The following is an 18,352-nucleotide window of genomic DNA, read 5'->3' as shown; positions in this document are numbered from 1 at the left end:
CATGCTCACCGAGCTCAGGGCGAAGTGGGCCAAGGTCTCGCCGTTCGACGTGCTGCCGCCCCTGAAGTGGTCCGAACAGCGACCGACCTACTCCGACGCGCAGCCCGCCATCATCAATGAAGCGCTCGCCCGCTCGCAGGCCCGCCCCAGCGGCAACTGGTATCCGTTCGCGGCGAGCACCGACATCCGCCGAAAGCCGGCGAGCGCCACAGTGGCCGGCGTCGAACTGGTGGCGTGGCGCGGCACCGACGGTGACCTGCACATCGGACCGGCGAGCTGTCCGCACCTGGGGGCGGATCTGTCGACCGGCACCGTGGATTGCGGCGCGCTGATCTGCCCGTGGCACGGGCTGCGGTTGTCCGGCGAACGCCGCGAATTCGGCTGGAAGCCGTATCCGGCCTACGACGACGGGGTGCTGTCCTGGGTACGGCTGGACCGCGTCGGCGGCGAAGAGCCCACCGACCGCCCGATCATCCCAACGCGACCGGTGGGGGCGACGCTGTCGGCGGTGACGCGCCTGGTCGGCGTCTGCGAACCCGCCGACGTCATCGCCAACCGGCTCGATCCGTGGCACGGCGCGTGGTTCCACCCGTATTCGTTCACCCGGCTCGAGGTGCTGACCGCACCCCCGGCCGGGGCGGCGGTGTCCGACGCCGAGGACCGGTTCCTGGTGGCGGTGACGTTCCGCCTGGGCCGGCTCGGGGTGCCGGTGATCGCGGAGTTCACCGCACCGGAGCCGCGGACCATCACGATGCGGATCATCGATGGCGAGGGAACCGGCAGCGTGGTGGAGACCCATGCGACGCCGGTCGGTCCCGGGCCGGACGGGCAACCGCGCACCGCGGTGATCGAGGCTGTCGTCGCACACTCTGACCGGCCGAACTTCCACTACGGGCAGCGGATGGCGCCGTTGATCACCCCGCTCATGCGGCAGGCGGCCACCCGGTTGTGGGTGGACGATCTGGCGTATGCCGAGCGGCGCTACGCGGTGCGCACCGGCCGGGTTCCCCGGATCTCCTAGTCCAGGGCGATGGTCGCCTTGTCCGGATAGAACGCGACGTGTCCGGCGATCTCGGCGACGGCCGGATACGGCTGCTCGTAGGTCCAGACGGCGTCGTCGACCGTCTTGCCGTCCACGGTCACGTGGTAATAGCCGGCGTCGCCCTTGAAGGGGCAGTAGGTGGTGGTGTCGCTGCGTGACAGCGCGCCGTCCCGGACGTCGACGAGCGGAATGTAGTGCACCGCGGGATACGTCGACTCCTGCAACGTCAGGGCGGCGTCGGTTTCGGCGACCGTCTCACCGGCCACCTTCACGGTCACCCGACGACCGGTCGGGGTGACGGTGATCGGGTGTTTGTCGCTGGGTTCGAGCCTCGGTCGATCGCTCATGGTGCTCCTCCTCCGGTCGGGTTCGAGGCCGGCTCTAGCATCGGTGCCTATGACACCTCAGGGCCCCGTGTCCGACCGGGCCTCCGCGCAGGCCGCCGTCGACATCGCTGCTGATCCCGACGCCGTCTACCGTCTCCTGACCAATCTAGCCACGTTGGCCGAACTCGCCGAGGAGACGACCGCGATGCGCTGGAAGAAAGGCCCCGGAACTGACGGGGCCGTGCGTCCCGGCGCCGTGTTCGTCGGAAGCAACCGCAACGGTTCGCGAAGCTGGAACACCACCTGCACGGTGACCGAGGCGACGGCCGGGCGGTCGTTCGCGTTCGACGTCCGCAGCCTCGGGATCCCGGTGGCCCGGTGGCGTTATGACATCGAGGAACGGCCCGGCGGCTGCCGGGTCACCGAGCGCACGTGGGACCAGCGCCCGGGCTGGTTCCGTACCGTGGCCGGCCTGGCGACGGGCGTGAAGGACCGCACGTCGGCCAATCAGCGGCACATCGAGGCCACCCTCGACCGGCTCAGGGTCCGCGCCGAGCGTTAGGGCCGGCCGGTGATGCGGTCGGCGATCCGGGCGATCGGCGACGTGGTGGCCCGTCCGCGGGCTTCGTGCCGATCGGCCAGCTTGTAGGCGACATAGAGCCCGCGCACGCCCAGCCAGCGCAGGGGTTCGGGTTCCCAGCTGCGGGATCGGTGCCCGACCCACGGCAGGCCGGTCAGGTCGGTGCGTCGATCCAGCACCAGATCGGCGAGGGTCCGGCCGGCCAGGTTGGTCGCCGTCACGCCGTGCCCGACGTATCCGCCCGCCCAGCCCAGCCCGGTCGCCGGATCCAGTGCGACGGTGGACTCCCAGTCCCGCGGGACGGCCAGCACCCCGCACCAGGCATGCGCGATCGGGATGTGCCGGATCTGCGGGAGCAACGCGTGCAGCACCTCGCTCAGCGCGCCGATCGTGCGTCGGGGCACCCGGCCGTCGTCGTCGGTGCGCGAGGCGAAGCGGTAGGGGACGCTGCGGCCGCCGATCGCGATCCGGTCGTCGAGGGTGCGTTGGGCGTAGAAGAAGCCGTGGGCGGTGTCGCCGACGGTCTCGCGGCCGGCCCATCCGATCTCCCGCCACAGGTGCTCGGGGATCGGCTCCGTCGCGATCATCGAGCTGTTCATCGGCAACCAGCGGCGCCGTAAACCGGGCAGTGCGGCCGTGAAGCCCTCGGTCGCGCGCAGCACGATCGGCGCGCGGACGCTGCCGTGCCCGGTGACGGCGCGACCCGGGGTGATGGCGGTGACCGGACTCTGTTCGTGGATCGTCACGCCGAGGTTCTCGACGGTCTCGGCCAGTCCGCGCGCCAGCCGCGCGGGCTGGATCCGGGCACAGTGCGGGGTGTGGAACGCGCTCACCACTCCGTCGAATCGGATTCGTTGCGCTGCTTCATCTTTGGTGAGCACAGTGATGCCGTCGACCTGCCAGCGCCGCTCCTCGTCGACCGCGGCGGCCAGTCGGGCGGCCTGGGCGGGGTTGCGGGCGATCTCCATGGTGCCGCCTTTGGCGATGCCGGCGTCGATACCCTCCCGGTTCGCGACGTCGGCCACCTCGTCGACGGCCTCGTTGAGCGCACGCTGCCATCGCAGGACCGGGTCGCGCCCGTAGCGCTTGGCCATGGCGTTGCGGTCACCGGGGACCAGGCCCGACAGCCAGCCGCCGTTTCGCCCGCTGGCCCCGAATCCGGCGAAGCGGGATTCCAGGACGACGATGCGCAGCGACGGGTCGGCGCGTTTGAGGTAGTAGGCGGTCCAGAGCCCGGTGTAGCCGGCGCCGACGATGCACACGTCCGCGTCGCGGTCGCCGGGCAGCGCCGGGCGGTAGGTGGGCAGTGCGTCGTACCAGTGCGAGACCTGACCGTTGACCGTGGGCACCGGTCGAGTCTGCCACCGCGGCGTGACGGGGCCGCGTCGACCGGCACGAGAAAGGGCGCCCCGCGCGGGGCGCCCTGCTCGGCTCATTCAGTCGTTCTCCGCCGTGGTCAGCGGACGTTCACGTAGGCGACGTGGTCGTCGGTGTCGAACCGCACCGCGGTCACCGAGGCCTGGTCCAGCGGGCCCACCAGGCCCTGCCGGTTGATGATCACCCGGATGCCGCGCGATTCGAGCTGGCTGATGGTGTCCTGCGCGTTGCCCTGGCCGGTCGGGGCGGCCGCGGCGGGGGACGCCAGTCCCAGGAACGCGGCGGTCAGGGTGCTGGCGGCGAGGGTGGCGAATCCGAACTTCTTCATTGTCTCTGCCTCTTCTTTAACCTGTCGGTCTGGAAGGTTTTCCTGGCCGGTCTGACAGCGTCAACCGGCAGGTCAGAGGCAATCTTCCCGCTGGCAGTGATTGAGCGGCAGGTGGCAGGAAGTGATCGCCGCCCAATGTGGCGCCGGCCCGCGGCGCCCGTCCTAACGTAGTCAGCCATGCGCATCGACGTGCACGCCCACTACTGGAGCGACACCTACCTCGACATGCTCGCCGACCTCGGCCGCACCGATACCGGGACCCAACGCGGAATCGGCGCCGGCGGTGGCGACGAGTTGACCGCCCGGCTGCGTCTGATGGACCGGGCCGGCATCGACGTTCAGGTACTGTCCGCGGCCCCGCAACTGCCCTACAGCATCGACACCGCCTGCGCGGTGGCCGCCGCACGCCACGTCAACGACGAGTACGCCGGCCTCACCCACAACCATCCGGATCGCTTCCGGGCGTTCGCGGCCACCCCGCTGCCCGATGTCGACGCCGCCGTGGCGGAGATGTGCAGAGCGCTCGACGATCTCGGCATGGCCGGGGTCACAATGACCACGAGTGTGCTGGGCCGTGCGCTCACCGATCCCGAATTCGAAGCGGTCTTCGCCGAGCTCGACCGCCGCGCCGCGATCCTCTACCTGCACCCGGTCGGCAACGCGGCATGCTCACCACTGGTCGCCGACGGCCACCTCACCTGGATGGTCGGTGCGCCGTTCGAGGACACCATCGCCGCCATGCAGCTGATCACCAGCGGATATCTACAGCGCTATCCCGCGATCGAGATCATCTGCTCGCATCTGGGCGGTGCGTTGCCGATGCTCACCCGCCGCGCCGACGACCACGTGCGGTGGGAGGCACCCGATCTCGCCGAGCCACCCAGCCGGGCCGCCCGGCGACTCTGGTACGACACTGTCAGCCACTGCCACGCTCCTGCGTTGCGATGCGCCATCGACACTTTCGGCGCCGACCGCATCCTGCTCGGTACCGATTTTCCGTATGAGGACGGCGATACGTTCGTGCGGGCCGTCGACTACGTCCGGCAGGCCGCCTCCGAAGAGGACGCCGGCAGGATCCTGGAGACCAACGCCGCGCGCCTGTTCGGGCGCTAGCCGTGCTCGGGCCTGGTGCGCTTGGCCTCGCGCAGCGACACCCAGAACCGGGCGGCCTCGGCGATGGACTCCTCGACCGGCCGCGGCTGCCAGCCCAGTTCCCGGACGGCCTTGCTGTGGTCGAGCGGGGCCTCGGCGCGCATCAGTCGCAGCGACTCGAGCGACAGCCGTTCGTCGGTGCGGCGCAGCCGGGCCTTGGCACTGCCGGCCGCGGCGAGCGCATAGGACACCGGCAGCGGGATGCGTTTCGACGGGGGCGCCACGCCGACGGCCTCGGCGGCGATACGGGCCACCTCGGCGTTGCTGATCATCTTCTCCGAGATCAGGTAGCGCTCACCGACGCGTCCGCGCTCGGCAGCCAGGATCATCGCCCGCGCGGCGTCGTCGATGCCGACCGCCTCCAACTCGATACCGCCCATGACGAACGGCAGCTTCCCGAATGCCGCCCCGGCGATGATCGCGCCGTGCGGGGTCCGGCCCCAGTCACCACTGCCGTAGGTGGTGGACACACACATCGCGACGGCGGGCAGTCCGCGCTGACGGGCGTAGCGCAGCACCAGATCCTCGGCCTGCACCCGCGACCGCACGTACGGGGTGATGCCGCGGTCGGCGATCACATCGTCCTCGGTGGCGCGCCGCCCGCGGCGCCGTCCGACCGTGACGTAGCTACTGGTGTAGACGAACCGGTGCAGGCCGGTGGCGATCTCGGGACTGACCGCGACATCGAGCACGTTGCGGGTGCCCTCGACGTTGGTGCGGAACAGCGGCGCCGGATCACGCAGCCAGCCGCGCGCGTCGACGACGCAGTAGTAGACGTCGTCGCATCCGCTCATCGCCTCGGTCAGCGTGTCGGTGTCCCAGATGTCGCCGTGAAAGCGGGTGACGTCCAGGTCGTCGATACCGCGCGTCTTGGCGCCGTCGCGCACCATGGCGCGGACGTCGTGACCAGCGGCGACGAGTTGCCGCGTCACGTGTGAACCGAGGAATCCGTTCGCCCCGATGACCAGCTTCGGCGCGCTGCCCGAGGTCGTCACCGGGCCCCTCCGTACTGCGTCATCCACTCGGCCGCTTCGTCGGTGAGCGTGCCCAGCTCGCGGGCTCGGTGACACCACTTCATCGCTGCGGACACGAAGCGCAGCGGGTTGTAGACATCCTCCTGACGGGACCACAGACCGTCGCCGGCATAGGTGAGGATCGAGATGTTGGTGGCGGTGAAGATCGTGCCGTCGCCCGGATCGCGCAGGGGATTGTCCAGTTCGCAGATGATCCGGCCGGTGGATTCGTCGATCACCGTCCACAGCGACGGAAACGCGGTCATGTAGCTGCCCGGAAAGCTGCCCATCGTCCGTGTGATCCACGTGCGCACCTCGTCGCGCCCCCGCATGGTGCCTGCGGCGTGCTCGACGTATACGACGTCGGGCGTGTAGTGGCCGACCCAGGCGTCCCAGTCCTGGGTCTGGGCCGCATGCGCCACGGTCGCCTCGAAGGTCTCGAACGCAGCGGCCAGTTCGGAGCGGGTGAATCGGGCGGAATCCGTGCTCGTCACGTCCAGAACTAGAACACGTTTCACCGGGCCGTGTCGAGGCTTTGGGTCCGGTTCGTGGCCGTCGAGCAGGGATGATCGCAGCCGCGCCTACGGTTGTAGGAGGTGCACACGAGGAGGTCAGGTGGCACAGAACTACAACAGGAATCCCGCCGCGGTCGAGGCGCTCACGCCGGAGCAGTACCGCGTCACCCAGCAGGACGGCACCGAGCGTCCGTTCACCGGCGAATACTGGGACAACCACGAACCGGGCATCTACGTCGACGTGGTGTCCGGCGAGCCGTTGTTCGCCTCGGTGGACAAGTTCGAGAGCGGCAGCGGCTGGCCGAGCTTCACCAAACCGATCGAACCCGCTCATGTGAAGGAGAAGCGCGACTTCAGCCATCTGATGTTGCGCACCGAGGTGCGGTCGGCTTTCGGCGACAGCCATCTGGGTCACGTCTTCACCGACGGCCCGCGCGAAGCCGGCGGCTTGCGCTACTGCATCAACTCGGCTTCGCTGAGATTCATCCACCTCGACGACCTCGAAACCGAGGGTTACGGCGCGTACACGTCGCTGTTCGACATCGACAAGGAGCAAGTGTGAGCGAGACCAAGAAGGCGATCCTGGCCGGCGGCTGCTTCTGGGGGATGCAGGATCTGATCCGTAAGCAGCCGGGTGTTGTGTCGACGCGCGTCGGCTACACCGGCGGGCAGAACGCCAACGCGACCTACCGCAACCATCCGGGCCACGCCGAGGCCATCGAGATCACCTACGACCCGGCGCAGACCGACTACCGGGCGCTGCTGGAGTTCTTCTTCCAGATCCACGATCCGACCACGAAGAACCGGCAGGGCAACGACGTCGGCACCAGCTACCGATCGGCGATCTTCTACGTCGACGACGAGCAGAAGCAGGTCGCGCTGGACACCATCGCCGATGTGGACGCCTCAGGGCTGTGGCCCGGCAAGGTGGTCACCGAGGTGACGCCGGCCGGTGACTTCTGGGAGGCCGAGCCCGAGCACCAGGACTATCTGGAACGCCAGCCGTGGGGATACACCTGCCACTTCCCGCGAGCGGGCTGGAAGCTGCCCAAGCGGCAGACCACCAGTCAGTAGCGGCTAGGAGCGCAGCGGCCGGAGACGGCGGTGCACGACGATGCGACCGCCGTCCTTGGGCGTATAAGCCACCCCGCGCGAGTGCACCTTCTCGCCCGGCGCCGTCGTCGTCAGGATCTCGAAGTGGCGCAGCACCGTTCGCAGCACGACGTCCATCTCGACGTTGGCGAACACCGCGCCCACGCAGCGCCGGGTTCCGCCGCCGTACGGGACGTGCGCCACCGGCGACGGTCGCGTGCCGACGAAGCGCTGCGGATCGAACCGCTGGGGGTCTGCGTAATCGTCGGCGTGTTCGTGGATCTCGGCCAGCGCGACCACCACCGAGTAGCCGCGCGGGATCACCCAGTCACCGAGCTGATAGGTCGGTGCGTGGACATGCCGTCCGGCGAAGTCGATGACGGTGCGGTTGCGCTGCACCTCGAGGATCACCGCCTGGCGGTAGGAGTTCTCCTCGGTGGCCGCCTCGGCGACGAGTCCGGCCAGCACCTCGGGGTGACGGCTGATCCGCTCGAAGGCCCAGCCCAGCGTCGAGGCCGTGGTCTCGTGCCCGGCGGCCAGCAGGGTCAGCAGTTCGTCGCCGATCTCCTGGCGCGTCATCGCCGTTCCGTCCTCGTAGGTGCTGCGCAACAGCAGCGCCAGGACGTCGTCGCGATCGGCGAAATGCGGATCCGCCTCCACCTCATCGATCAGCCGGTCGATCACCGCGTCGTAGCGTCGGCGGTACGCGGTGAGCCGCGCCCACGGCGTCCAGCGCCCCAGCTGGCGGGACGGACTCGGGACGACGGCCAGCTTGGATCCCAGGGTCACCCACGGCGGGATGATCCGGCGCAGCTCGTCGAGCTTCTCCCCTTCCGCCCCGAACACCGCCCGCAGGATCGCGTTGAGCGTGATGCGCATCATCGGCTCGAGCGTCGCGATCGCCTGCCCGTCCGGCCAGTTCGCGGTTTCCCGGAGCGTCTCCTCCTCGAAGAGCCGCTCGTAGTTCTTGATGCTCTTGCCGTGGAAGGGCGGGGTGAGCAACCGGCGGCGCCGGCGGTGTTCGCTGCCGTCGAGCGCGAAGACCGAACCCGGGCCGAGCACCCGGCTCAGATTCGGTTGGATGTTGCCGATCTCATCGGTCGGGGCCTGGAAGAGCTGCTTGGCGATCTGCGGGTCGGCGACCATCACGGTGCGGCCGAACATCGGGATGTTCATCCGGAACACCGGTCCGTGCTTGCGGGCCAGATAGGCGACCAACTGTCGCCGGGCCAGGGCATAGCCGACGCCCTGCACGACCTTCGGCAGGCGCAGCGCCGGCGGCAGCCGGACGTCGCCTGCGCCGCGACTGGGTACCTCGACGACGGGTGCTTGGTTCATCAGTCTCCCCGGGCACGGGACGGTACTCCGATGTACCGCCGATGTGTGAGGTACGGTACCGGTTGGTACCAGACCCGCGCAAGGCCCCCGGGAGACGACGATGACGACGACGGACGAGCCCGCGGCGGACGCCGTGGTGGATCCGTTCCGCGGCCGGCTGCTCGACGGGCTGACCGGCTCCATCGCCGAACGCGGTTACCGCGAGACCACGGTCGCCGACATCGTCCGGCACGCCCGCACGTCCAAACGCACCTTCTACGGGCACTTCGAGACCAAGGAGCAGTGCTTCGTCGAATTGCTGCGCAGCAACAACGAGGTGCTGATCGCGGGTATCCGCGCCGCGGTCGATCCGGACGCGGACTGGCAGGTGCAGATCCGTCAGGCCGTCGGCGCCTACGTCGACCACATCGTCGCCCGGCCGGCCATCACACTGAGCTGGATCCGCGAGCTGCCCGCCCTCGGCGTCGCGGCGATGCCGCTGCACCGGTGGGCGATGGATCGGCTGACCGATCTGCTCGTCGACCTGACGGCCGGGCCCGGTTTCGCGCGCGCCGGAATCCCGGTGGTCGCACGCCCACTGGCGGTACTGCTGCTGGGCGGTCTGCGCGAATTGACCGCGCTCATCGTCGAAGACGGGGGCGATCTGCACGGCGTCCTCGAGCCGGCGGTGATCGCGTCGACCGCGCTGTTGCGCGCCCAGTCCTAGGTGAGCCCGGTCCTTGGTGAGCCCGGTCCTAGGTGAGGATGAGGCGCGCCGACCGTTCCAGCCGCTGGGTCATGTCGTCGTAGGAGGAATAGCCCATCCCGGCCCACACCAGTGCGCCGACGTAGAGCAGTTCCAGCGATTCGATCACGTCGTAGTCGGTCTGCGGTCCGAGTGCGGCCAGCAACCGGTCCCGCACGTCGCGGCCGATGCGCTGGCGCAGCACCTCCACGTCGGGGTCCTTGCCCAGCAGCGCCGTGGTCACCGCTCCCGCGAACTCCGGCTCGTCGGCGACCAGCATCGCGATGTGCCGGAGCACCTCGATCGCCCTGGCGGCGGGATCGTCGGATTGGTGTTCGGCCAGCGGCGCCGAAACCAGCCGGCGCCAGAACACCTCGGCGACGAGATGCTCCTTGGAGGAGAAGTACGTGTAGGCGGTGGCGGCTCCCACCCCGGCTTCGGCGGCCACCCGGCGCACGGTCAGACCGGCGAACCCCTCGCGGCCGAGGAGGTCGACCGCGGCGCGGCCGAGCCGGTCCACCGTCTCGGCCTGCTTTGCGGTCAGACGACGCCGAGTCGACTCCAGAGCCGCGTCGGACACATGTCCGGACGCTACTACAACGCCCCATGCCCAGCAACGGCTAAGTTGGGCTGATGAGCCCCACCGCGACCGAACTCCCCCCGCACGCCGCCCGGTTGTTCGACCTCGCCGAGCAGGCCGTCGGCTTCATGCCCGCCGACGAGGGCCGCACCCTCTACGACACCGCCGTGCGCTATCTGGCCGACGGGGTCGGCGTCGAGATCGGCACGTACTGCGGAAAATCGACGCTGATGCTGGGGGCGGCGGCACAGCAGACCGGCGGGGTGATCTTCACCGTCGACCACCACCACGGGTCCGAGGAGCACCAGCCCGGCTGGGAGTACCACGACACGTCGCTGGTCGATCCGGTCACCGGACGCTTCGACACCCTGCCGACAATGCGCCACACCCTCGACGGCGCGGACCTGGAGGATCACGTCGTCGCCGTGGTCGGCCGTTCCCCGGTGGTCGCCCGCGGCTGGCGAACTCCCTTGCGTCTCTTGTTCATCGACGGCGGCCACACCGAGGAGGCAGCCCAGCGCGACTTCGACGGGTGGGCGAAGTGGGTCGAGCCCGGCGGCGCGCTGGTGATCCACGACGTGTTCCCGAACCCCGAGGACGGCGGGCAGGCACCGTTTCACATCTACCGGCGTGCGCTCGACACCGGGGCGTTCCGCGAGGTCGCCGTGGCGGGTTCGATGCGGGTGCTCGAGCGGACGGCGGGTCAGACCGGGACGCTGTCCTGACGTCGACGAGTCAGACGCATTCCGCCAGCGTGGTCGCGGCGGTCTCGACCGCACCGTAGACGGCCTGCACCTGTAGCCGACGGTCGCGCCCATGCGTTGTGGCGCAGACGATTCCGCAGGTGCCGACGTCAGACTGAAGAACTCAGGACGGTTGGCGTAGGTCCGCGTCACGAACATCGCGCCCGACGACGCGTCGAGCAGCGGGTGCGGACCGGCCAGCATCGAGTCGGCCTTGGCCCCGGGCGCCACCATGATCACCACCTCGAGGCGGCCCGCTGGTCGAACAGCGGACGCCCGGAGTGCAATCCGTGCGCCGGCGGACAGCTGTATCACGAATGAGACTTCGTATGTTTGACTCCGCCTACAATGGTGGTTCGACGACGAAGGGGCGAATCACCGATGCTTCGCGCACAGGATGTCATGACCCGGCCGGTGGTGTCGGTACAGCGGTCGACCTCCCTACCCGAAGCGGGGTCGCTGCTCGCGGACTACGGATTCGCCGCCCTACCCGTCACCGACCGCTCCGGCGTACTGGTGGGCGTCCTGACGTCCGGCGACGTCCTGCGCGCCGGCCCCGCGCGTCACGGCACCGTCGAGTCGGTCATGTCGACCCCGCCGGTGGCCGCCGAACTGCACTCCGATCTCGACGAGGTCGGCCGCATGCTCACCCGCCGCGGCGTACGCAGCGTGCCCGTGGTCGACGACGCGGCCAGAGTCGCCGGCATCGTCAGCCGCGGAGATCTGTTGCGGCTCGACGCCACCAGCGACGACGCGATCGCCGTCGGGGTACAGAATCTGCTCGACGACTACACCGGCAAGCGCCGGTGGGTCGCCCAGGTCAGGCGCGGCGAGGTCACCGTCGCGGGAAGCTTCGACGACGACTCCGAACGCCGGATCGCGATGGCGCTGGCGCACATGGTGCCCGGCATCCGGGAAGTGCGGATCGGCGCCGCATCGTAGTGATCCGTTGTTCCACTGACGGCGGGACGAATGCTCTCGGGTCGTGGCGTGGATCTTTTCCTGCACGGGAAAAACCACGTGATCGAGAAGGCGCTCTCGGTCGACAACGTGTTCGTGTTCGCGCTGATCTCCACCTATTTCGCTGTCCTTGGCCTGCGCAGTCTGCACCTCTGCCTATCCGGAATCACAAACACTGAAACCCACTACATGAATCAGTCCGTATGATCACTATCCGATGGCCACCGCCAGAGGCACCAGGACGACCAAGACCACGCCGGCACCCGGCGCGGCGGTCTCACCGCGGTCGAAAACGGGCGCCCAGCCCGCGAAGAAGCCGGCCGTGCGTGCCGGTGCGGGCGGATCCGCTCCGCGCGGATGGACGTTCCTGACCAACCACGCTCACGTGCTGCTGTGCCTGGCCCAGGGCGAGTCGCTCACCGCGCGCGAATTGAGCCTGATGATCGGCATCACCGAGCGATCGGTCCAGGCGATCTTGGCCGACCTGATCGCCGACGGCTATCTGAAGAAGTCGAAGGTGGGACGGCGCAACAGCTACACCGTCAACCCCCGTGGCCGGCTACGGCACCCGCTGGAATCCGCCCATACCGTCGGTGAGCTGATCGACGCCCTGACGTGACGGCTCAGCGGGCCTGACGCGCGCAGGCACAGTCGAATTCGTCTTCCAGACCACGAGGCAGGTCCTCGCCGCGGAAGATGCCGTTGCCCGGAGTGGCGCGGGACAGCGCGTCGGCGGCCAGGATGACGGCGGCACCGGTCCAGGTGGTGCGTTCGACCGGCCAGCGCTTGCCGTCGGCGTACACCAGGCCGGTCCAGTAGGAGCCGTCGAGCTCCCGGAGGTGATGCATGGCCGCGAACTGTTGTTGTGCGCGAACGGAATCGCCGATGGTGTCCAGCGCCATCACCAACTCGCAGGTCTCCGCACCGGTCACCCACGGCCGGTCGTCGACGCAGCGGATGCCGAGGTCCGGCACCACGAAGTCGTCCCACCGGTCGTCGATGCGCGAGCGCGCCTGCGGGCCGCGCAGGGCGCCACAGAGCACCGGGTAGTACCACTCCATCGAGTGGTGGTCCTTGGGCACGAAGGAGCCAGGGTGCGCGACGATGGCGTGGCCGAGGCGGCCGACGGCCACCTCCCATTCCGGCTGCGGGTCGCCGACGTGTTCGGCCAGCGCCAGCGCGCACCGGATGCTGTGGTGGATACTGGCGCATCCGGTCAACAGCGCCTCGTCGAGCGGTCCATTGTTGCTTCGGGCCCAAGCGATTTCGCCATTGGGGCGCTGCAGATCGAGCACGAAGTCGACAGCCTTGGCCACCACCGGCCACATCGTCTCGGCGAATGCGCGGTCACCGGTGATCAGCAGGTGGTGCCACACACCGGCGGCGACGTAGGCGCAGAAGTTGCTGTCGCTGTTGGCGTCCTCGATCACACCGTTTCGCAGCTGGATGGGCCAGGAGCCGTCCGCGCGCTGGGTCGTGCGGCACCATTCGAACGCCGCCCGAGCGGGTTCGATCAGACCGGCCGCGGTCAGTGCCATCGCCGACTCGACATGGTCCCACGGGTCGGTGTGCCCGCCGTCCGACCAGGGAATGGCACCCGAGGGCTCCTGCGTCGCCGCGATCGACTCGGCGGTCTGGCGGCACTGGTCCGGCGTGAAGACGCCGGACACCGCAGGAATCCGGTGCTGGGGCATCAGCTCGCCGGCTTCTCGAAGTACAGCGCGACGCTCTTGCCGATCAGCGGGTTCAGCAGATCCTCGCCGCGGCGGGTCAGCCAGGGCGCCGACATCATGTCCCACACCAGTAGCTTGTGATAGGCCCCGACCAACGGATGATCGTTCTTCGACGTGCCCACCGCGCATTTGAGCCACCAGAACGGCGAATGCAACGCGTGTGCGTGATGGGTGTGGGTCAGCCGGAGACCATGTGCGGTCACCTTGTCCCGCAACTCATCGGCCTTGTAGATCCGGATGTGCCCGCCCTCATTGGCGTGGTACTCGTCGGACAGCAGCCAGCAGATGCGCTCGGGCAGCCACCGCGGCACCGTGATGGCCAGCCGGCCACCGGGTTTGAGCACCCGCACCAGTTCGGCGATGGCCCGGTCGTCCTGCGGGACGTGCTCGAGGATCTCCGAGGCGATCACGCAGTCGAAGGTGGCCTCGGCGTACGGCAGGTCGAGTGCATCGCCTTTGACCGCTTCGGCTTTCGCCGACGCGGGCGCCTCACCCTGCTCCTTCATCGCCTGCAGGATCTCGTCGACGTCGTTGAGATCGCTGACGCTCTGGTCGAATCCGATCACATCGGCGCCGCGGCGGTACGCCTCGAATGTGTGCCGACCGGCGCCGCAGCCGACGTCGATCACCTTGCTACCGGCGCCGATTCCCAGCCGGTCGAAGTCCACGGTCAGCATATCGCCCTCTTGTACACCGAAACAGTCTGCGCAGCAACCGATTCCCAGCTGAACACCTCGAGCGCCCGGCGCCGGCCGGCTGCTCCCAGACGGTGCCGTTGCGCCGGGGAGTCCAGCAGCTCGCCGAGGACGCGGGTCAGCTGGTCGACGTCGGCCGGCGCGACCAGGCGGGCGCAGTCACCGTCGGCGCCCAGCACCTCCGGAAGCGCACCGGCCCGGCTCGCGACGATCGGCGTGCCGCTGGCCATCGCCTCGACCGCAGGCAGCGAGAAGCCCTCGTACAGCGAGGGGATGCAGGCCACCTCGGCCGAGGCCAGTAGACCGGCCAGCTCATCGTCGGACAGTCCGCTGGAGGCGGTCACGATATCGGAGATGCCCAGCTCGGCGATCAGCTTCTCGGTCGGGCCGTTGGGCTCGAGCTTGGAGACCAGCTGCACGTCGAGATTGCGTTCGACGCGCAGCCGCGCGACCGCATGCAGCAGATGGCTGACCCCCTTGAGCGGGACGTCGGCGCTGGCGATGGCGATGATCCGGCCGCTGACCCGGTTGTCGGCCGGGATGAACCGCTCGGTGTCCACGCCCAGCGGGACCACGTGCAGCTGATCGGGCGAGACCCCGAAATCGTCGGCGATGTCGGTGGCCGACGATGTCGATACGGTGAGCAGTTCGGGGATGCGCCGGGCCACCTGTTTCTGCATCTCGGCGAATCCGTACCAGCGTCGCACCAGCGGTTTGCGCCACCACGGCGCGGCGGCCACGTCGACCACCTTGTCGCGGGTGATGGGATGGTGGACGGTGGCCACCACCGGTAGGCCGAGCGCGGCGATGTCGAGCAGCCCGGTACCGAGGCTCTGGTTGTCGTGGACGACGTCGAACTCGTCCCGCCGTTCGGCCAGGATGCGTGCCACCCGCATGGTGAACGTCTTGGGCTCCGGGAAGCCGGCCGTCCAGGTGGTCAACAGCTCCCGCAGGTCGATCACATCGCGGATCTCACTGGGCCTGGGGATGCGGAAGGGGTCCGGTTCCCGGTACATGTCCAGGCTGGGCACCTTGGTCAGGCGCACCCGCGGATCCAGACCGTCGGGGTAGGGCTGGCCGGAGAACACCTCGACGTCATGGCCCAGCTCGACCAGGCCGCGGCTGAGGTGCCGCACGTAGACTCCCTGCCCCCCGCAGTGCGTCTTGCTGCGGTAGGACAACAGCGCGATACGCATACCTAGCGGAGCCCGGGTTCGTGCGGCCGAGCCACGGGGGGCTGGTCGATTCCGGTCACGCGGAAACTCCTCTGGACATGTGTCCAGACTATAGTTTGACGTGCTAGACGACGCAACGCGTCCGCCATGGCCCGCCCTCGCAGCCGGCCGGTGCGCTACGCCGACGCATCCGGGGGCGGAAAGCCGCCCGTCGCCACCGGACCCCAGCCGGTGGGCGTCACCCGGATGAGGCACTTGCCCTGATCGGTCATCGCCTGGCGGTACTCGGCCCAGTCGGGGTGCTCGCCGGCGACCGCGCGGTAGTAGTCGACCAGCGCATCCACCGCCTCGGGTAGGTCCACGACCTCCGCGTCGCCGTCCACCTGGACGTACGGGCCGTTGAAGTCGTCGGAGAGCACCAGGACACTCGCCCGCCCCACGCGCCGGATGTTCGTCGCCTTGGCCCGCTTCGGGTAACTCGCGATCACGATGCGGCCGTGCTCGTCGACTCCCCCGGTGACCGGTGACGATTGCAGCGATCCGTTCGCCCGCCACGTCGTCAGGACCATCCGGTGGCGCGGCCGGATGAAGTCGACCAGTTCAGCGCGGTCGACGGCATCGGCCGACGCGTAGTTCCGAGGCATGGCCCCACAGTAGCCAGCGCGCTTGTCATACCCCCGGTCTACTGTCTCGAACATGAGTTCGACACATGACGCAGTGCTGGATGTATTCGACGCGGTCGACGCGTTCTACGGCACCCTCGCCGCCCTGCCGGTCGGGGCGCTCAACCGAGCCGAGGCGCAGGCGCTTTTGGAACGAATAGACAAGCTGGAGGGCCAGCTCGCGGCGCTCGATCGGCGGATTCTCGGCCGGCTGATCGCCCAGGGCACCCCGGCGCAGTTCGGCGGGCGCACCTGGGCGGAGGTGCTCTCGGCACGGCTGAGGATCTCACCCGCCGAGGTGCAACGCCGCATCGCCGCGGCCTCGGTCAGCGAGGATCCGTCCGCCGCTTGAGCATCCATGCCGGGATCCAGTGGGTGACCGACTTGCGCCGCGGGCCGTAGGCGATGGCGTAGGTGACCAGACCCCACCAGTAGCCCTGTTCGCACATCCCCCAGCAGGTGAGGCTGCCCTCGACGACGGAGTGCATCTGCAGACCGGCCGGGTTGTAACCGCCCTGGCGGTGCGGTTCTCGCGGGAAGAGGACGGCCAGGTCGACGAGCACCGGAGCGGGTGGGTCGACGCGTCGAAACGCCGGGGACAGCGGCTGTCCCGTGTAGCCGATCGACTGCATCTCGCCCACGGTTCGATCATACGTTCGAATCACTTGGGGCGACCGCAAAGGTCGAGTGTGCGGCCGAGGCGCCCAGTGTGCACTCCTGGCGGGCCATCGCGCCGAACGCCGCCCGGTGTGCACACTCGACGCCCTAAACGCACGCTCGAGCCGATCCCGGGGCGCCCTCTTCCGTTGCCAACCCGCACCGGGACGCGTTTGGTCCCGCCGATGTGAGGCTAATCACCGGCGGTGACCTTCGACATCACGCCCACGATCGCCCAACACGACCTGGCGCGGCGCACACATGAGTTCGCCGAACAGTGCATTCGCCCCGTGGCGCGCGACTACGACCAGCGACAGGAATTCCCCTGGGCGGTATTGGAGGAGGCGGCTACTCGGGGTTTCTACAGTCCGCTGTTCTACCGGGATCTGATCGGCGATCCCACCGGGCTGTCGCTGCCGATGTTCATGGAGGAGTTGTTCTGGGGCTGCGCCGGCATCGGGCTGGCCATCGTCATGCCCGCACTCGCGCTCTCGGCCATCGGGCAGGCCGCCTCACCGGAACAGATGCTGCAGTGGGCCCCCGAGTGTTTCGGCACGCCGGGCGATCTCAAGCTGGCCGCGTTGGCGATCTCCGAACCCGAGGGCGGTAGCGACGTGCGCAACCTGCGCACCACCGCTCGCCGGGACGGCCCGGGCAAGGATGCCGACTGGATCATCGACGGCCACAAGATGTGGATCGGAAACGGCGGCATCGCCAACGTCCATGTGGTCAACGCTGTCGTCGACCAGGAGCTCGGCCACAAAGGGCAGGCGCTGTTCGTGGTACCCGGCGGCACCCCCGGCCTCGAGCTGGTGCGCAAGCTCGACAAATTGGGCTGCCGGGCGTCGCACACCGCTGAGCTGAAGTTCAACAGCGTGCGCGTGCCCGCCGAGAATCTCCTCGGAGGTCACGAAAAACTCGAGCACAAGCTGGGCAAGGCCCGTGAAGCCGCTGAAGGAGTGGCGGGGGGCGCGTCGAAATCGTCGGCCACCCTCGGTGCATTCGAGCAGACCCGGCCGATGGTGGCCGCCCAGGCGCTCGGCATCGCCCGCGCGGCCCTGGAGTACATGACCGAATACGCCAACCGGCGCGAGGCGTTCGGGGCGCCGATCATCGACAACCAGGGCATCGCGTTCCCGATCGCCGATCTGGCCACCCAACTCGACGCGGCCCGGTTGCTCACCTGGCGGGCATCGTGGATGGCCGCCACCGGCGTGGCCTTCGAACGCGGAGAAGGGTCGATGGCGAAGCTGGCCGCCAGCGAACTCGCCGTGAAGACGACGGAGCGGGCGATCCAGACGATGGGCGGCTGGGGCTACATCTCCGACCACCCGGTCGAGAAGTGGTACCGCGACGCCAAGCTTTACACCATCTTCGAGGGCACCAGCGAGATCCAACGGATGGTCATCTCCCGCGCGCTGGGCGCGGCCGACGGTGCTCCCCCGCTGCACGTCGACCTCGAACCGAGCGGCGGCCCGCTCAACCGGTACTTCGGCCGGGGCACCCCGCTGCGCAGTCGCGCCGCCGACAAGGCCCTGGGCGCCAAGGACCGGGTGCCCGAGTCGGTCATGCGTCTGGCGATGAAAGTGCTTCAGCCGCCGCGCAAGTGAGTCGCGTTTGGCCGGCCCGGAGACGGGAACGCTGTTGCGACGCCGACTTC

General features: G+C 69.0%; 24 protein-coding genes. 12 read left to right on the top strand and 12 right to left on the bottom strand.

Going from position 1 to position 18,352, the window contains the following annotated elements:
* The first annotated feature begins 1 nt into the window (after position 1).
* Positions 2–1,021: a DUF5914 domain-containing protein gene (locus ACN27E_RS19190; RefSeq protein WP_422743834.1), complete on the top strand. Its 1,020-nt coding sequence runs from the start codon at positions 2–4 to the stop codon at positions 1,019–1,021.
* On the opposite strand, the gene ACN27E_RS19185 is transcribed toward ACN27E_RS19190, so the two are convergent.
* On the bottom strand, positions 1,018–1,389 hold the full coding sequence (locus ACN27E_RS19185) for a DUF427 domain-containing protein (protein WP_422743832.1): 372 nt from the start codon (positions 1,387–1,389) through the stop codon (positions 1,018–1,020). The two genes, ACN27E_RS19190 and ACN27E_RS19185, sit on opposite strands and share 4 nt — an antisense overlap.
* 49 nt (positions 1,390–1,438) lie before the next feature.
* Here ACN27E_RS19185 and ACN27E_RS19180 point away from each other — a divergent pair, with 49 nt between their 5' ends.
* Positions 1,439–1,930, top strand: a complete 492-nt coding sequence (locus tag ACN27E_RS19180) for an SRPBCC family protein (protein ID WP_422743831.1) — start codon at positions 1,439–1,441, stop codon at positions 1,928–1,930.
* Here the strand turns inward: ACN27E_RS19180 and ACN27E_RS19175 are convergent.
* Together ACN27E_RS19175 and ACN27E_RS19170 are read right to left on the bottom strand one after the other, a co-directional pair.
* Complete coding sequence (locus tag ACN27E_RS19175) at positions 1,927–3,297, bottom strand: NAD(P)/FAD-dependent oxidoreductase (RefSeq protein WP_422743829.1); 1,371 nt, start codon at positions 3,295–3,297, stop codon at positions 1,927–1,929. The two genes, ACN27E_RS19180 and ACN27E_RS19175, sit on opposite strands and share 4 nt — an antisense overlap.
* A gap of 107 nt (positions 3,298–3,404) precedes the next feature.
* Entirely contained in the window at positions 3,405–3,653 is a 249-nt protein-coding gene (locus ACN27E_RS19170) for a hypothetical protein (RefSeq protein WP_422743828.1), read from the bottom strand.
* 177 nt (positions 3,654–3,830) lie between these two features.
* On the opposite strand from ACN27E_RS19170, the gene ACN27E_RS19165 reads away from it, so the two are divergent.
* The gene (locus ACN27E_RS19165) at positions 3,831–4,766 is read left to right on the top strand and encodes an amidohydrolase family protein (RefSeq protein WP_422743826.1); all 936 of its coding nucleotides are present in this window, start codon (positions 3,831–3,833) and stop codon (positions 4,764–4,766) included.
* Here the strand turns inward: ACN27E_RS19165 and ACN27E_RS19160 are convergent.
* Both ACN27E_RS19160 and ACN27E_RS19155 read right to left on the bottom strand, forming a co-directional pair.
* Positions 4,763–5,800 carry an NAD-dependent epimerase/dehydratase family protein gene (locus ACN27E_RS19160; protein WP_422743825.1) on the bottom strand — a complete coding sequence of 346 codons (1,038 nt, stop codon included), beginning with the start codon at positions 5,798–5,800 and terminating at the stop codon, positions 4,763–4,765. The two genes, ACN27E_RS19165 and ACN27E_RS19160, sit on opposite strands and share 4 nt — an antisense overlap.
* Positions 5,797–6,312, bottom strand: a complete 516-nt coding sequence (locus ACN27E_RS19155; protein WP_422743824.1) for a nuclear transport factor 2 family protein — start codon at positions 6,310–6,312, stop codon at positions 5,797–5,799. Before ACN27E_RS19155 ends, ACN27E_RS19160 begins: the two co-directional genes overlap by 4 nt.
* Positions 6,313–6,433: 121 nt before the next feature.
* Between ACN27E_RS19155 and msrB the strand changes: the two genes are divergently transcribed.
* Complete coding sequence (gene msrB, locus ACN27E_RS19150) at positions 6,434–6,895, top strand: peptide-methionine (R)-S-oxide reductase MsrB (RefSeq protein ID WP_422743823.1); 462 nt, start codon at positions 6,434–6,436, stop codon at positions 6,893–6,895.
* Positions 6,892–7,407, top strand: coding sequence for a peptide-methionine (S)-S-oxide reductase MsrA (gene msrA / locus ACN27E_RS19145; protein WP_422743822.1), 516 nt, complete (start codon positions 6,892–6,894; stop codon positions 7,405–7,407). The genes msrB and msrA overlap by 4 nt, the downstream gene beginning before the upstream one ends.
* Positions 7,408–7,410: 3 nt before the next feature.
* Here the strand turns inward: msrA and ACN27E_RS19140 are convergent, their stop codons facing one another.
* Positions 7,411–8,763 (bottom strand): cytochrome P450, encoded by a 1,353-nt coding sequence (locus ACN27E_RS19140; protein WP_422743821.1) that lies wholly within the window; start codon positions 8,761–8,763, stop codon positions 7,411–7,413.
* A 100-nt stretch (positions 8,764–8,863) separates the two neighbouring features.
* Between ACN27E_RS19140 and ACN27E_RS19135 the strand changes: the two genes are divergently transcribed.
* Complete coding sequence (locus ACN27E_RS19135) at positions 8,864–9,469, top strand: TetR/AcrR family transcriptional regulator (RefSeq protein ID WP_422743820.1); 606 nt, start codon at positions 8,864–8,866, stop codon at positions 9,467–9,469.
* Positions 9,470–9,497: 28 nt separating this feature from the next.
* Here the strand turns inward: ACN27E_RS19135 and ACN27E_RS19130 are convergent, their stop codons facing one another.
* On the bottom strand, positions 9,498–10,067 hold the full coding sequence (locus tag ACN27E_RS19130) for a TetR/AcrR family transcriptional regulator (protein WP_422743819.1): 570 nt from the start codon (positions 10,065–10,067) through the stop codon (positions 9,498–9,500).
* Between the two features lie 53 nt (positions 10,068–10,120).
* On the opposite strand from ACN27E_RS19130, the gene ACN27E_RS19125 reads away from it, so the two are divergent.
* The 4 genes from ACN27E_RS19125 (at position 10,121) to ACN27E_RS19110 (ending at position 12,389) form a co-directional block, all read left to right on the top strand.
* Positions 10,121–10,792: a class I SAM-dependent methyltransferase gene (locus ACN27E_RS19125; protein ID WP_422743818.1), complete on the top strand. Its 672-nt coding sequence runs from the start codon at positions 10,121–10,123 to the stop codon at positions 10,790–10,792.
* 399 nt (positions 10,793–11,191) lie between these two features.
* The gene (locus ACN27E_RS19120; protein ID WP_422743817.1) at positions 11,192–11,752 is read left to right on the top strand and encodes an HPP family protein; all 561 of its coding nucleotides are present in this window, start codon (positions 11,192–11,194) and stop codon (positions 11,750–11,752) included.
* Positions 11,753–11,800: 48 nt separating this feature from the next.
* Positions 11,801–11,977 (top strand): hypothetical protein, encoded by a 177-nt coding sequence (locus ACN27E_RS19115; protein ID WP_422743816.1) that lies wholly within the window; start codon positions 11,801–11,803, stop codon positions 11,975–11,977.
* 115 nt (positions 11,978–12,092) lie between these two features.
* A complete protein-coding gene (locus ACN27E_RS19110; RefSeq protein ID WP_422749982.1) occupies positions 12,093–12,389 on the top strand; it encodes a helix-turn-helix transcriptional regulator in 297 nt (98 codons plus the stop codon).
* A gap of 4 nt (positions 12,390–12,393) precedes the next feature.
* Here ACN27E_RS19110 and ACN27E_RS19105 read toward each other — a convergent pair whose 3' ends face one another.
* From ACN27E_RS19105 to ACN27E_RS19090, 4 genes are all read right to left on the bottom strand, one after another.
* The gene (locus ACN27E_RS19105) at positions 12,394–13,464 is read right to left on the bottom strand and encodes a prenyltransferase (protein WP_422743815.1); all 1,071 of its coding nucleotides are present in this window, start codon (positions 13,462–13,464) and stop codon (positions 12,394–12,396) included.
* Entirely contained in the window at positions 13,464–14,180 is a 717-nt protein-coding gene (locus ACN27E_RS19100) for a class I SAM-dependent methyltransferase (protein ID WP_422743814.1), read from the bottom strand. The genes ACN27E_RS19105 and ACN27E_RS19100 overlap by 1 nt, the downstream gene beginning before the upstream one ends.
* On the bottom strand, positions 14,174–15,394 hold the full coding sequence (locus ACN27E_RS19095; protein ID WP_422743813.1) for a glycosyltransferase family 4 protein: 1,221 nt from the start codon (positions 15,392–15,394) through the stop codon (positions 14,174–14,176). Before ACN27E_RS19095 ends, ACN27E_RS19100 begins: the two co-directional genes overlap by 7 nt.
* A 155-nt stretch (positions 15,395–15,549) precedes the next feature.
* A complete protein-coding gene (locus ACN27E_RS19090; protein WP_422743812.1) occupies positions 15,550–16,017 on the bottom strand; it encodes a PPOX class F420-dependent oxidoreductase in 468 nt (155 codons plus the stop codon).
* 52 nt (positions 16,018–16,069) lie between these two features.
* Here ACN27E_RS19090 and ACN27E_RS19085 point away from each other — a divergent pair, with 52 nt between their 5' ends.
* Positions 16,070–16,387: a DUF222 domain-containing protein gene (locus tag ACN27E_RS19085; RefSeq protein WP_422743810.1), complete on the top strand. Its 318-nt coding sequence runs from the start codon at positions 16,070–16,072 to the stop codon at positions 16,385–16,387.
* On the opposite strand, the gene ACN27E_RS19080 is transcribed toward ACN27E_RS19085, so the two are convergent.
* Entirely contained in the window at positions 16,362–16,676 is a 315-nt protein-coding gene (locus ACN27E_RS19080; protein WP_422743809.1) for a hypothetical protein, read from the bottom strand. The two genes, ACN27E_RS19085 and ACN27E_RS19080, sit on opposite strands and share 26 nt — an antisense overlap.
* 222 nt (positions 16,677–16,898) lie before the next feature.
* Here ACN27E_RS19080 and ACN27E_RS19075 point away from each other — a divergent pair, with 222 nt between their 5' ends.
* On the top strand, positions 16,899–18,302 hold the full coding sequence (locus ACN27E_RS19075; protein WP_422743808.1) for an acyl-CoA dehydrogenase family protein: 1,404 nt from the start codon (positions 16,899–16,901) through the stop codon (positions 18,300–18,302).
* The last annotated feature ends 50 nt before the right edge of the window (positions 18,303–18,352 follow it).

The sequence above is a fragment of the Mycobacterium sp. WMMD1722 genome, assembly GCF_049315205.1.
Taxonomy (GTDB): domain Bacteria; phylum Actinomycetota; class Actinomycetes; order Mycobacteriales; family Mycobacteriaceae; genus Mycobacterium.
Note: the sequence above shows the minus strand (reverse complement) of the source record. Positions and strands in the feature narration are given on the sequence as shown.

What these genes read in the sequence shown, in the direction of transcription:
- ACN27E_RS19190 (WP_422743834.1), top strand. Translation starts at nt 2, where the DNA reads ATGCTCACCGAGCTCAGGGCGAAGTGGGCCAAGGTCTCGCCGTTCGAC.
- ACN27E_RS19185 (WP_422743832.1), bottom strand. Translation starts at nt 1,389, where the DNA reads ATGAGCGATCGACCGAGGCTCGAACCCAGCGACAAACACCCGATCACC.
- ACN27E_RS19180 (WP_422743831.1), top strand. Translation starts at nt 1,439, where the DNA reads ATGACACCTCAGGGCCCCGTGTCCGACCGGGCCTCCGCGCAGGCCGCC.
- ACN27E_RS19170 (WP_422743828.1), bottom strand. Translation starts at nt 3,653, where the DNA reads ATGAAGAAGTTCGGATTCGCCACCCTCGCCGCCAGCACCCTGACCGCC.
- ACN27E_RS19165 (WP_422743826.1), top strand. Translation starts at nt 3,831, where the DNA reads ATGCGCATCGACGTGCACGCCCACTACTGGAGCGACACCTACCTCGAC.
- ACN27E_RS19140 (WP_422743821.1), bottom strand. Translation starts at nt 8,763, where the DNA reads ATGAACCAAGCACCCGTCGTCGAGGTACCCAGTCGCGGCGCAGGCGAC.
- ACN27E_RS19135 (WP_422743820.1), top strand. Translation starts at nt 8,864, where the DNA reads ATGACGACGACGGACGAGCCCGCGGCGGACGCCGTGGTGGATCCGTTC.
- ACN27E_RS19125 (WP_422743818.1), top strand. Translation starts at nt 10,121, where the DNA reads ATGAGCCCCACCGCGACCGAACTCCCCCCGCACGCCGCCCGGTTGTTC.
- ACN27E_RS19120 (WP_422743817.1), top strand. Translation starts at nt 11,192, where the DNA reads ATGCTTCGCGCACAGGATGTCATGACCCGGCCGGTGGTGTCGGTACAG.
- ACN27E_RS19105 (WP_422743815.1), bottom strand. Translation starts at nt 13,464, where the DNA reads ATGCCCCAGCACCGGATTCCTGCGGTGTCCGGCGTCTTCACGCCGGAC.
- ACN27E_RS19100 (WP_422743814.1), bottom strand. Translation starts at nt 14,180, where the DNA reads ATGCTGACCGTGGACTTCGACCGGCTGGGAATCGGCGCCGGTAGCAAG.
- ACN27E_RS19095 (WP_422743813.1), bottom strand. Translation starts at nt 15,394, where the DNA reads ATGCGTATCGCGCTGTTGTCCTACCGCAGCAAGACGCACTGCGGGGGG.
- ACN27E_RS19090 (WP_422743812.1), bottom strand. Translation starts at nt 16,017, where the DNA reads ATGCCTCGGAACTACGCGTCGGCCGATGCCGTCGACCGCGCTGAACTG.
- ACN27E_RS19085 (WP_422743810.1), top strand. Translation starts at nt 16,070, where the DNA reads ATGAGTTCGACACATGACGCAGTGCTGGATGTATTCGACGCGGTCGAC.